General features: G+C 43.3%; 10 protein-coding genes and 2 pseudogenes. 5 read left to right on the forward strand and 7 right to left on the reverse strand.

Translation table 11 applies throughout. The features are described from left to right. Positions 1-182 precede the first annotated feature (182 nt). Entirely contained in the window at positions 183-896 is a 714-nt protein-coding gene (locus tag NT175_14500) for a DUF1565 domain-containing protein (GenBank protein ID MCX6235904.1), read from the reverse strand. A gap of 268 nt (positions 897-1,164) precedes the next feature. Between NT175_14500 and NT175_14505 the strand changes: the two genes are divergently transcribed. After that, the gene (locus NT175_14505) at positions 1,165-1,608 is read left to right on the forward strand and encodes a hypothetical protein (GenBank protein MCX6235905.1); all 444 of its coding nucleotides are present in this window, start codon (positions 1,165-1,167) and stop codon (positions 1,606-1,608) included. 32 nt (positions 1,609-1,640) lie between these two features. Here the strand turns inward: NT175_14505 and NT175_14510 are convergent, their stop codons facing one another. After that, entirely contained in the window at positions 1,641-2,339 is a 699-nt protein-coding gene (locus tag NT175_14510) for a 16S rRNA (uracil(1498)-N(3))-methyltransferase (GenBank protein ID MCX6235906.1), read from the reverse strand. A gap of 109 nt (positions 2,340-2,448) precedes the next feature. Beyond that, positions 2,449-6,159, reverse strand: a complete 3,711-nt coding sequence (locus tag NT175_14515) for a PKD domain-containing protein (protein ID MCX6235907.1) — start codon at positions 6,157-6,159, stop codon at positions 2,449-2,451. Positions 6,160-6,278: 119 nt separating this feature from the next. On the opposite strand from NT175_14515, the gene NT175_14520 reads away from it, so the two are divergent. Continuing rightward, the gene (locus NT175_14520; protein ID MCX6235908.1) at positions 6,279-7,778 is read left to right on the forward strand and encodes an ATP-binding protein; all 1,500 of its coding nucleotides are present in this window, start codon (positions 6,279-6,281) and stop codon (positions 7,776-7,778) included. Here NT175_14520 and NT175_14525 read toward each other — a convergent pair whose 3' ends face one another. The 4 genes from NT175_14525 to NT175_14540 are packed head-to-tail and all read right to left on the reverse strand — an operon-like array spanning position 7,779 to position 10,853. Beyond that, the gene (locus NT175_14525) at positions 7,779-7,916 is read right to left on the reverse strand and encodes a hypothetical protein (GenBank protein ID MCX6235909.1); all 138 of its coding nucleotides are present in this window, start codon (positions 7,914-7,916) and stop codon (positions 7,779-7,781) included. It lies immediately after the preceding gene. A 32-nt stretch (positions 7,917-7,948) separates the two neighbouring features. Further along, positions 7,949-9,079, reverse strand: a complete 1,131-nt coding sequence (locus NT175_14530; protein ID MCX6235910.1) for a cytochrome d ubiquinol oxidase subunit II — start codon at positions 9,077-9,079, stop codon at positions 7,949-7,951. After that, positions 9,079-10,632 (reverse strand): cytochrome ubiquinol oxidase subunit I, encoded by a 1,554-nt coding sequence (locus tag NT175_14535; GenBank protein MCX6235911.1) that lies wholly within the window; start codon positions 10,630-10,632, stop codon positions 9,079-9,081. Before NT175_14535 ends, NT175_14530 begins: the two co-directional genes overlap by 1 nt. A gap of 8 nt (positions 10,633-10,640) precedes the next feature. Further along, entirely contained in the window at positions 10,641-10,853 is a 213-nt protein-coding gene (locus tag NT175_14540) for a DUF4492 domain-containing protein (protein ID MCX6235912.1), read from the reverse strand. 216 nt (positions 10,854-11,069) lie between these two features. Here NT175_14540 and NT175_14545 point away from each other — a divergent pair. From NT175_14545 to NT175_14555, 3 genes and pseudogenes are all read left to right on the forward strand, one after another. Beyond that, positions 11,070-11,633 (forward strand): annotated as a pseudogene (locus NT175_14545) (DNRLRE domain-containing protein). A gap of 144 nt (positions 11,634-11,777) precedes the next feature. Continuing rightward, positions 11,778-11,873, forward strand: a pseudogene (locus NT175_14550) (PKD domain-containing protein). 36 nt (positions 11,874-11,909) lie between these two features. Beyond that, on the forward strand, positions 11,910-12,472 hold a 563-nt coding region (locus NT175_14555), incomplete at its 3' end, for a DNRLRE domain-containing protein (protein ID MCX6235913.1).

The following is a 12,472-nucleotide window of genomic DNA, read 5'->3' on the forward strand; positions in this document are numbered from 1 at the left end:
ATTAAAACAATAAAGTCAATACTTAAAGCATTTTTATTTGGCACCACATTTTTACCAAAATTTCAAAATCCTTCTTTGTATAATATTAATTATCAATCATATGCACTTATTATTTGTGCGTTAACTGTAAAAGAAAAGTTATAATGAAATTATTATGTACCGTTGCCAGGGAAAAAGGATATTCATAAGAATCGCAGAGCAGCCCCCCCAGCCTGTGCACCACTCCCAATGCACGTATTATCAGATATGCGATTATTTATTATTCTGCTGTTAGTAATTATATAAATTCCTCCGGCACCAGCCGAACTTTCTGAAACAGCTGAATTTTTGTCAATGATATTGTTCTCGATAACGACCCAATTGGAAGCAAACCCTGCGGTGTCTGTTGCAATACCGACTCCAAATACTGTCTCCCCATTGGCGGGTTGTGTACCATCGAGAGTATTGCGTGTAATCCTGTTATGAATAATTTTGGCGCCGGCGCCGGAAATAAAAATGCCTCCGCCCATACGGTCAATCACGGTATTGGCAGCAATTGTTCCTTTCCCTCCGCGAATGGTAAATCCATAGATAATCGATGTTGTATCCTCGCCTGAAACAAAATAAATCACCGAAGCACTGTCCATATTAGTCAGCTGGCTTCCGTCAATAATGGTATTGCTTATATGGCTGGTATCGCCATCCATAAGAAATTCACTGGCCACTATGAGCGGCTTTTTGCCGAGGAAGTTGATCTGTTCATAGTAGTTACCATCGGATACCAATACGGTATCACCGGGAATCGCAGCGCTTATCCCTTGCTGGATCGTAGGATAATCAGCAGGGATATGGATGATTTGCGCCTGAACTGCACCCGCAATAGCTAAGCTGCAGAAAAGAAGGGTAATGGTTTTCATAGGTAGATGTTTTTTTCACCTCAGTCGAGAATTGCGTTGTCCTCCTCTTCGCTGATCCCCGCGTACGCGGGGACCGAGGAGAGGGGGTCGGGGGGGTGAGGTTGTTCTCTGATAAAATTACAACTTCTCAATGCCAGATATGAGAAAAGTTTACTAACGCCGGGGTAGAGTTTGTAAACGTAAAGATTGGGAGGGTGAACGCAGTGATCGTGACATTTATAATCGATATTCCTGGATTTGCTATATTTACAACTTAAATATTCAAATCATGGAAGAACAATTTTCATCACAGAAAAAGCCCGACACCTTCTGGATAGCCCGGCGTTTCGGATACCTGGTTACCATCATTGTTTTATTTGTACTGGTATATGTCTTCGAACATCTGTACGATTGGGGCGTGCCATTTCTTACTGAGGAATACAATGATCTCCTCTGGTATATCAGGTTATCCTTTTATGCTTCAATAGCCGCTCATGCCCTCTATTTTTTGTATGATCCAAAATGGTTCCGGCACCTCCTGAAAGCCATTGCAAATGTGTTCTTCGCACTTTCGACTATCATGTTTTATGTGATTTTCCCATTTGATTTTGCAACCAGCCAAGTGAATAAGATCGTGAAAATAGTGTTGCTAATAATGATGGTCATTTCGATTATCTCCATTTTAACGGAGCTGATTAAGGCGATACGTCATTTGGGCGAAAGGGAAAAGTAATCCCGCTGAAATGCCACATCCAGGAAAAAATTTTACTCATTCAACAAATTTATTGTATGGCACGCCACCACTCCCGCTGTCTCCGTCCTTAACCTGCTGTTACCGAGGTTCACAGCCACAAACCCTGCCTCCCTTGCCATCCGTATTTCCCCGGAACTGAAATCGCCTTCCGGCCCGATGAGAACAACCACATCCTTCCCCTTATTATACGTCTCCTTCATCAGCAAATTCTTTTCATCATACCATGCAATTAATTTCTGAGAGTCTCTTTTCTCCTTTATGAAATTATTGAATCTGACCGGCTGATTCAATTCCGGTAAATACGCTTTAAGCGACTGCTTCAAAGCCGATACCAGTATCTTATTCAACCTCTCCGTATTGACAGTTCTTCGTTCGGAATGTTCGCAGATTAAAGGAGTGATTTCGTTGATACCAATCTCCGTTGCCTTTTCCAGAAACCATTCGAAACGATCGATGTTTTTTGTCGGTGCAATAGCAATATGAAGATGATAGTTCTTCTTTCCATATTCATTCTGAGCCGAGACAATCTGTATAGCACAGCCACGAATATTATCATCTGACAGGATGCCACTGAACAGGTTGCCATTGCCGTCGGTAAGGTAAATTGTATCTCCTTTTTTCAGCCGCAGTACCCGGATACAATGTTTTGATTCCTCAGGACTCAGTATGTAATTATTTTTCGAAATATCAGGTGTAAAAAATAGTTGCATGGGAGGTGATATTGAATAAAAGAACGCAAAGAAGATTTAATCGCAGGACTTTGCGACCTCTGTGCCTTCTTTGCGTCCTCTGCGGTTTAAAAAGAAATCGAACTTTCAGCTATTTAATAACTACTTTTTGTATCTTTTGCCAGTTGTGCCCAATCAGTCTTATCAGATAAATACCTTTTGGATAATTTGCCAGATCAAGACTTTCACTATAAACACCATCATGACCCGCAATCTTTTCTTTTTGAATTACCTGTGCCTGGAGATTCATTAATTCAACTTCAACCTCTCCAGTTACATTCCGTATAGAAATATGTATTTGATCTGTTGATGGATTAGGATAGATATCCATAACCGGTTGCTGGGGTGTGTTCGGATCGACTGATATAGCATTTGTAACCGTGATATTATCGATATAAATGTTATTCCCCAGGTAATTATAGGTTTCAAACATAATTTGTACATCGCTTTGTCCGGTCCATGCAGAGATATCCAATATATTGCATTCACTTCCATAGCCGCCACCGCACCAGTCTTCCGCCACTGCAGGGATGAATTCGTCTGTTGTGAGCTCATGGGTAGCAAAGCTGCCAGAACCATTATCGCCGCCGGCAAAAATTCGTGTCCATGTTGAACCGCAATTATCTGAAATATAGATGATGAGCGAGTCGGTAATCTGGAAGTACCGTTTCGCATAGGCATGCTGAAAGCTCAGGTACGCATTGCCATACCCTGTGAGGTTGAAGGGTGGGGAAATCAACCTGTCACGTTGTCCGGGAGGCACGGTATAATTATAGATATTTACCCTGGCGGCTTTATTTCCCGGTGTGTTACCACCAACGTCAGCAAGCTCCCACGTTATCTTTGCATCGGGATTAATAATTGTCCAGCCATTCCTGAATGCGGGGGCTTCGAAATCTTCGGCAAATGGAAGTGATAAACCACCTATCGAGATGTAATCATTCTTCACCAGAGCTTGAGATCCATTGACATTCGACGCAGTCAGTGTTACTGTATAGGTGCCGTTCTCATCAAATCTGACAACAGGATTCTGTGAACTGGCATTCGTGCCCTCCATAAAGGTGATGGTGCCGGGATCAATGCTCCAGTTCCAGGCATTGGGGCAATAAATTGTCAGGTCATTGAATGTGATGATGTTCTGGTTGCTGCAAACAATTGAATCATCTGCCGAAAAATTGGTACCTGGCAATAGGGTAGAGCTCACGGTAATGTAATCTTCCTTTGTCAGTGTGTTTGTTCCAAGGTCATTAATGACGGTTAATGTGACGTCATATGAGCCTTCAACATAATATATGATGCCTGAAGGATTTTTTTCATTCGATGTTTCAGGTGTGCCGCCTTCGAAATGCCATTCGAGGGTTTCGGGTATTCCTGATGACAGACTGGTAAAATCGACGCTGCATGCAACAGGTATGGTGGTCTGATTGCAGGTAAATGCGGCTGTCGGAACCGAAGCATGAATAGGTGACTCCCACAGTCCGCGGCCATAGGTGCCTGCACGTATCATGCCTGATGCATGATGAATTTCCAGCTCATCCACAATCACATCGGGGAGGCTCGTCATAAAAGGTTCCCATTCGGTTAAAGTATTGTCACGGTAATATACCCCCACATCCATTCCAACATATAGAGGATTTAGCGGATCATCAGCGAAAACCACGCAGTTGGCAGGGATATTCGGTAAATTACCGGAAATATTTTCCCAGGTATTACCTGCATCGTATGTGATGTAAACTTTTTCACCGGCAGTGTATCCTGAAAGGCTTATAGCCACGATCTTCGGATCGGAAGGATGAATAGCGATATAGGTGATGTATATATTAGGTAATCCATTGTTTATCTGTACCCATTCGCTGCCGCCGTTGCTTGTCCTGTATATGTTTGCCGATTTTGAGACATAAAGGTAATCAGGATTGGATTGGGAAATGGCAAGGCCATTGATTTCCGAGTTACCCAGGCTGGAGATGGTCGTCCAGCTCATCATCCCGTCGGTGGTTTTACGCACGTTGGTATTGCCAACGAACAGAATGTCGGGATTTGTCGGGTGCATGACGAAAGGTGTTATCCATCCGCCGCCGCCGGGCTGGGCTATGTCGACATTGCCGAAGTTGCCTCCTGCTATGGATTTATAGAAATTACCAAACTGTGAGGTGCCATATACGATGTTTTCATCCAGATAATTCACGGCGCATTCCATCCCGTCGGCTCCGAGCCACTCATGCCAGTAGTCATAGGAATAGACGCTTGTGCCATTATCCTGTGATCCGCCAAGTATCTTATAAGGATTGTTCTGAGAACAGCCAATTCGGTAAAACTGCCTGATATTTAAACCTACCGAAAAATCCGTCCAGGTATCTCCTGCATCCGTGGTCTTGCATATTAACCCGTCGCTGCCTACATATAATGTGCCGCCATAGAACACCATCTCGTGGATATCACAGTGTGTATATCCTATCGGGTTGTTCCATGTCCAGTCGGTGGTCAGTGTCCACGTTTGAGCGCCATCCAGCGACCGGTAGGTGATGACTTCACCGATATGCACTTCTTCGGGATTCACATCCGACACATCCATGGCGAGGTCATACCAGTCCTGAACGCCGGGATTAGGCTGGCTGGAACGTTTGGTGAAATCCAGTCCACCATTTTCTGAACGGTAGATGCCATCCTGCGAAGAAAAGAAATAGATCCAGTCGGGGCGGGCATCTGTAACCGCTATCTGAACCCTGAAGTTCGTCGGCAATCCTGTCGTCTGGGTGAAGGTTTCGCCTCCGTCAATTGAGCGGTAAAACTTTTTGGTGACAGCATAAACGATGTCGGGATTTCCAGGCCTGAACTCTATATCGTCAATGTCACCTGACAGGACGCTATACCATGAATTTCCTGCATCGGTCGATTTATAAAGTCCGGCGCTTGTCGCTGCAAATATCTCGCTGGTGGCATGGGGATTTATAAGAATTTTAGCGATGTTCCTGAACTGGGCCACCGACCAAGTTAATCCGGTGGTTTCCCACGTATACCCCCCGTCGGTGGATTTTAATATTCCGATGCTGTATGTGTCGGCGTTATCTTTATCACCGGTTCCGATATAAACGGTCTCAGGATTGTCAGGATCTATTGCGATAGCCGATACGCCAATGGCCGGCAGAAAGTCGGTGAGCGGCATCCAGTGCTCACCCTGGTCTGTGGTCTTCCAGCATCCTCCCGAAGGAGAACCAATATAAAATGTGAGGGAATCATACGGATGGCGTGCGATGACATTGATCCTGCCGAGGCCGGCACTCCAGTGCCCGGTGTTATTGAGATAGGTGAAAGGCCCCAGCTCAGTCCAGTTGCTGTTGGTGCGGTATTTTTCTGCCGGATAGCTCTTCCTGAATTTGGAGATCTCTTCCCATGCCTGTGACGGATTAACCCTGTTGCCGGTAGGATAAACCCTCTGTCCCATAAACCATTCCCATCGTTTGAATTGTTTCCACCCAGTGCCTCTGTCTTTCGGCCTGTCGGCGAAATACTCGTCAAAGGCCTGTTTAACATCATAGAAATTGACCGATGGATCATTCATCAAGTCGATCCATGCCGGATATTCATCCGGTCTATACTGGTCTTCATCAGGAGGCTGCAGTGATTGACCGGAACATAATGAGCAGGTCATGCATGCCAGGAGGATTGGGAGAATAATGTATTTCATGGCATTCAGGGATTGGGTATACAAAGCTACACAAAATATGAAACGGATGCTATCTTTTTTAAAGATATCATCCGAAATGACACGGATGGCATCTCTCCAAAGAGATACGGATGGCATCTCTTCAAAGAGATGACATCCGTGTGTCTACTTCGGAATTGAATCACGTTTTTTATTATATATTTAACGCCAGTCAAAAATATTGATTAATTTCAGCACCTGAAAAATATTGATCACTTATGGAAAACCTGGAATCATTTAAACTGACGGTGCCGAATAACCTTGAATATTTTGACCTTGCACAATTCTTTGTGAGGGATGTAGCTAAAAAAATAGGATTCAAGGGTAATGCCTTAAACCAAATTGACATTGCTGTTGAAGAATCTGTTACTAATGTCATGAAGCATGCGTACGATAAAGAAGAGAGCAAGACTATCGATATAATCTGTCAGAAAATTCCTGACGGGATAAAAATTATTGTTAAAGATATGGGCATCCCTTTCGATCCCAACCGGATAGCCAGGTTCAATATCACGAAAAACATTGAGGACTTGTCGACCGAAGGGCTGGGCGTCTTTATGCTTCAGAAAGTGGTGGATGATCTGTCATTCCAAAACCTCGGTCATTTGGGCAAAGAGGTACATATGGTGAAGTACCTGCACGGATCAGGTCAGAAAGCTGCAGAAAACGAAGACCTGGATCAGATTGCGGAAGACCCTAAGGTCATCACCGGCAAAATCGATTTCAATGTGAGAGCCATGGAACCTGAAGAAGCCATTGAGGTTTCGCGCTGTGCCTATAAATCGCATGGTTATTCTTTCTTCGACGACCACATCTATTACCCCGAGCGGCTTGTGGAAATGAATGACACAGGTGAGATGATTTCGGCTGTGGCCGTGACAAAAAATAATGAGTTCATGGGGCATGCAGCCTTACTCTTTCAACATCCTGATGAAACCATTGCTGAGCTGACTTTTGCCTTCGTCAATATTGAATACCGGGGTCAGGGCGCATTGAACCACCTGGTGGATTTTCTTTTCACCACCCCCAAAAAACGTGAGCTGACAGGTGTTTATGCCTATGCTGTTACTAATCATATCTTTACTCAGAAATCGCTGGTAAAATTTGGAATTAAAGATACCGGCATCCTGCTTGCTACCAGTCCTTCGTCGTGGAAGTTCAAAGGCATTTCGGATGACACCTCGCAGCGCATCAGCGTGGTACTCGGTTTTAAGTACCTGAAAGATCCGCCACAGCTCACTCTTTACCCACCTGTGCATCACAAGAATATTATTGAAAAACTGTATAAGAATTTAGGAGTCGATCATCATTTCAGGGAACCTGCAGATTCCAACCTTCATTTTGACAGCAAAGAGTCGAACATAAAAACAGGACTCAATGAACTGGAGGGCTGCAGTGAACTGTATATTGATCATTATGGTGAAAACATCCTCAAGGAGGTAAGGAAGATTTTACGTGGGTATTGCGTTCAGAATATCTCATCGATCAATATGTTCCTGAGGCTTGAAGATCCTTTGACCTATCACCTGACACCTGAATTTGAAAAGATGGGCTTTTTTTTCGCTGGCATCCTTCCTGATACAAGGATTGGCGATACGTTGTTGCTGCAATACCAGAATAACGTCGAATTCGATTACAGCAAGGTGGTCCTTTATCTTGATTTCACCAAAGAGATGCTGGAGTATATCCGGAGCAATGACCCGAATGAAGGGATCTGATTATTCCAATATGTCTTCTTGTTTTTCCGGTTGATCAATCTTTCTGTCAAACCGGCTTATTAATGCCTTTATTACCAGATAAGCGGCAATAATCAATACCGGCCAGCTCAGCAACCAAAGAATTTCCTTCCAATACATCTGTGAATATTTTAAAATAAGCTAATGCCTGATTAATACGTATGTGTCCCTTCATTTATCTCTTTTTCATCGATTTTTCTGTTGTTAACCGATTTCCATGCCCATACAATATATGCCATAACAAAGGGTACAAGTAAGGATACATAACTCATCACTGTGAGGGTATATTTGCTGGATGAGCTGTTGATAATGTTCAGCGAACTCTGTAAATCAAACGTAGACGGATAATAACACGTATTATTAAATCCTGCAATGATGAATAGTGCGAAAACAGCCAGTATGGTTCCTGGTCCTGTAAACCAGATCCCTTTGGTTGAATCCCTGAAAATGGACAGAACGATACCATACATGACAAGAATGACACCTGCCAGGAAAAGAATCAGCACCCAGGGCATTTCGATAAAGTTTGTAAAGTATTTATGTGGGGCCGTGAACACTGCCATCGTATCCGGATCGTAGGCATAACCATTTATAAACATTAACCTTATGGTGAAGAAAAGGAAAAGTACGACAAATGGAATAGCATTGTACAGGAGCTGTTTTTTCCCTTTAATGAAAATGTTCTTATCAGCGATAGCATTCATAAAGTAAAGGATAGCCAATGTTCTTGCCAGGAAGAAAATAGTCAGGCCCAACACCAGGTTTTGAATATTTGTCACTGCTTCCAGTCCACGCCATGGCGTTTCCCACTGAGTGAAATTGTATATGTTTCGCGAAAACATTGCGCCTGTAAAGAATGTACCTACTGCGGTTCCTATTAATATGGTTCCTGCGGCACCGTTGATAAAAAGGAAAAAGTCGTAAGTCCGTCGTTTGAGGATGTTGCCGGGCTTGGACCGGAATTCATAGGCAACTGCTTGAATGACAAAGCAGAAGAGGATGATCATCCATACCCAGAATGCTCCTCCGAAGCTTGTTGAATAGAACAATGGAAAAGAGGCAAAAAAGGCCCCCCCGAAGGTTACCAGCGTGGTGAAAGTAAATTCCCATTTTCGTCCCAGTGCGTTGACAATCATCTTTCGTTCCATATCGTTTTTACCAACCGTATAGATAAGCGTTTGCCCGCCCTGGACGAACATGAGAAACACAAGGAACGACGCCAGCAGGGAGATTATAAACCACCAATATTGTTGTAATCCGAAATATGATAAATGTTCAAACATTAGTCATTCCCTCCATTTTTTGGTCCTGATTTGATTTGTTTTACCATAATGGTGATTTCAGCAATGAGGAGGGTAGTGAATAAAACAGCGAAAAGCCAGAATGTCACCATCACTGATCCTGCATTGATGTGCGATACGGCGACCATAGTCGGCATAAGATCCTGAATAATCCATGGCTGTCGGCCCATTTCCGCAAGGAGCCATCCTGCCTGGCCTGCAAGATAAGCCAACGGTATGGAGATAATGGCAAGCCACAGCCAGAACCTGGACTTCTCAATACTTCCCCGGATCGATTTTACTAAAACCACAAGAAAGAGCACTATGAAAAATATGCCGAGACCGACCATGATGCGGAAGCTGTAAAAGTTTAACGGTACACTTGGGATAAGCTTCCCGGGATCATTTTCGAAATACCCATATCCAAAGTATTTATAATTGGCCTGGAACTTATCAAGGGCTTCACTAGCGCGTGTATCGTCGTTTGTCTTTCGGGCTTCCTTATACTCTGCAAGAGCATCAATGGCTATACGGCCTATTTTAACTTTGTCGGCAACAGGCAGAATACCATGATCAGGATTGCCATTTACCAGGTCGTTAATGCCCGGGACAAAAGCGTTGAAATTTCGATAAGCCATGTAAGAGAGGAGCTTAGGAATTTCGAATCTGTATTTAAGCTCATTCACCTCTTGTTTTTCAGTTTCTCTTTTTGGCAATGGAACAACGCCAAAGGCAATCAGAGGGGTGCCATGCATCCCATCATAGTGTCCTTCCATGGCGGCAAATTTCATTGGCTGTTTCTCAGCCATCTTTTGCGCTGATCCATCGCCGGTTAAAGCTGTGAAGACGGAAGCGATAAGTCCGAAGACAGCGGCTATGAGTATGCTACGCCTCGCAAAGAGGATATGCCGGTTCTTCAGCAGAAACCACCCGCTGATCCCCGCGACAAAAACAGATGCTAGGACATAGGAAGATGAAACGGTATGAAGAAATTTATTAATGGCCACGGGTGACAGGAAGACTTCCCAGAAATTCAGCATCTCATTGCGTGCCGTGTCGGGATTGAAATGCATCCCAACCGGATACTGCATCCAAGCATTAGCGATCAATATCCACAAAGCTGAGAGGTTTGAACCTATAGCGACCATCCATGTTGAGAACAGGTGTGCCTTTGGTTTGATCTTATCCCACCCGAAAAACATCACAGCGATGAATGTTGACTCCAGGAAAAAAGCCAGGATGCCTTCTATAGCAAGCGGAGCACCGAAAATGTCACCGACAAACCAGGAATAATTTGACCAGTTGGTGCCGAATTCAAATTCAAGGATGATTCCAGTGGCGATGCCGATGGCAAAGTTGATACCAAAAAGCGTCATCCAGAATTTGGTGATTTTTTTCCATTCAGGATTTCCGGTCTTGATATATATGGTCTCCATAAAAGCTATGATAAATGACAGGCCAAGGGTCAGGGGAACAAAAATCCAATGATACATGGCTGTCAGGGCAAATTGCGCCCTTGACCAATCCACTGTTGAGAAATCGACGAGATCCAGCATACGTTGATTTATTTTGTTAGTTGCTCAATGACATAATCCGACCGCTCCTGGTTCGTCTTAAACCGGGATTTGAGAAAATCAGGAAAGAACAGGAGCTTTAAGATGATGAAAATTATAAACAGTTTGATGAGAATGATCAGCCCCAGCTTTCTGCCGACAGTCATGGCCCTGAAGCCGTCATAGTAAAAACAGAAGATTCGGGTAAGTACATTTTTCTTCATATTCTCTCATATTACCAACCTGCCCGTAAGGAGTGTATAAATCCCCATCTCTCTGATGATGAATAATCTTACTGAAATTACCTAAAGTGATTAGCCCATAAAGATAATATTTAAAAATCAAAATATGTTTCGCAAACCCTCTCTCCATTAATTTTTTTCGGATATTTTTTTTATATCGGTTTATTTTGTATATTTATACGTTTAAAGATATAGAAAATGAATAGATACTTTCTTATCCTGATCGTTGCGCTCACTGTTGGATACGCAATTCCATTACAGTCGCAAACTACCATCGTTTTACAGCCTGGTCCTTCAGAGGGCAAGGATGTCCTGTTATCCACGCTTGATCCGGATTTAAACTTGTATTATGATCCTGATTTCTGTGCGGTTTCGTGGTCTTTCCAGGGAGAACCTTATATTTACAGAAGCCTGATTGAATTTGATCTTTCGGTAATTCCGGGTGGCTCAGAAATAATCAGTGCCACGTTGTATTTATCAAACAATCCGAATTCCACTACAAATAATGGGGAACACTCCTCATTATCCGGCTCAAATGCCTGCTGGTTATATCGTGTTACCGAGGAATGGGGCAAATACACGGTAACATGGAATAATCAACCTCCTGTCACAGAGCAGAATAAGGTTTATTTACCATATACACTCGATCCTCACCAGGACTATGAGGTTAATGTCAGGCAGCTCATCCAGGATATGATCGATAATTCTGCAACCGGTCATGGATTCATGTATAAGCTGGCTAATGAGGATGGATACAGGTGTACCGTTTTTGCTTCGAGTGATCATCCCACTCCTGAACTTCGTCCAAAACTGACTATTACTTATCTTATTAGACCAATGGCAGATTTCTCATTTTCAAATATCGGTACAACCGTTACATTTAATAATCAATCCCTGAATGCGTTCTCTTATTTATGGGATTTCGGAGATGGTGTACAGTCTATTGAGGAAAATCCGGTACATGTATACCAGGATTTTGGTGATTATGAGGTGACCCTGATAGCCAGCAAGGATGAATTGTCAGATACAGTGACTAAAGTGGTCAGCGTATATTTGCAAACTCAGACTACCATCGTTTTACAACCTGGCCCTGAAGATGGCAAGGATGTCCTGTTATCCACGTTGGATCCGGATTTGAACTTGTATTATGATCCTGATTTCTGCGCGGTTTCCTGGACTTTCCAGGGAGAACCTTATATTTACAGAAGCCTGATTGAATTTAATCTTTCGGCTATTCCGGCTGGTGCAACCATAATCAATGCTTCGTTATATTTATCAAACAATCCAAATTCCACGACAAATAACGGTGAGCATTCCTCCTTATCAGGCTCTAATGAATCCTGGTTATCTCGCGTTACTGAGGAATGGGGCAAATATTCAGTAACCTGGAATAACCAACCTTCTGTCACAGAGGAGAATAGGGTTTATTTGCCAAATACACTTGATCCTCATCAGGACTTCGAGGTTGATGTCAGGCAGCTTATACAGGATATGATTGATAATCCTGCATCCGGTCATGGATTCATGTATAAGCTGGCTAATGAAGATGGTTACCGTTGTACTATTTTTGCTTCGAGTGATCATCCCAATCCTGAGCTTCG

Source organism: Bacteroidota bacterium (assembly GCA_026391695.1).
In the GTDB taxonomy this organism is placed as follows: Bacteria; Bacteroidota; Bacteroidia; order Bacteroidales; family JAGONC01; genus JAPLDP01.

What these genes read in the sequence shown, in the direction of transcription:
- NT175_14500 (MCX6235904.1), bottom strand. Translation starts at nt 896, where the DNA reads ATGAAAACCATTACCCTTCTTTTCTGCAGCTTAGCTATTGCGGGTGCA.
- NT175_14505 (MCX6235905.1), top strand. Translation starts at nt 1,165, where the DNA reads ATGGAAGAACAATTTTCATCACAGAAAAAGCCCGACACCTTCTGGATA.
- NT175_14510 (MCX6235906.1), bottom strand. Translation starts at nt 2,339, where the DNA reads ATGCAACTATTTTTTACACCTGATATTTCGAAAAATAATTACATACTG.
- NT175_14515 (MCX6235907.1), bottom strand. Translation starts at nt 6,159, where the DNA reads ATGCCATCCGTATCTCTTTGGAGAGATGCCATCCGTGTCATTTCGGAT.
- NT175_14520 (MCX6235908.1), top strand. Translation starts at nt 6,279, where the DNA reads ATGGAAAACCTGGAATCATTTAAACTGACGGTGCCGAATAACCTTGAA.
- NT175_14525 (MCX6235909.1), bottom strand. Translation starts at nt 7,916, where the DNA reads ATGTATTGGAAGGAAATTCTTTGGTTGCTGAGCTGGCCGGTATTGATT.
- NT175_14530 (MCX6235910.1), bottom strand. Translation starts at nt 9,079, where the DNA reads ATGTTTGAACATTTATCATATTTCGGATTACAACAATATTGGTGGTTT.
- NT175_14535 (MCX6235911.1), bottom strand. Translation starts at nt 10,632, where the DNA reads ATGCTGGATCTCGTCGATTTCTCAACAGTGGATTGGTCAAGGGCGCAA.
- NT175_14540 (MCX6235912.1), bottom strand. Translation starts at nt 10,853, where the DNA reads ATGAAGAAAAATGTACTTACCCGAATCTTCTGTTTTTACTATGACGGC.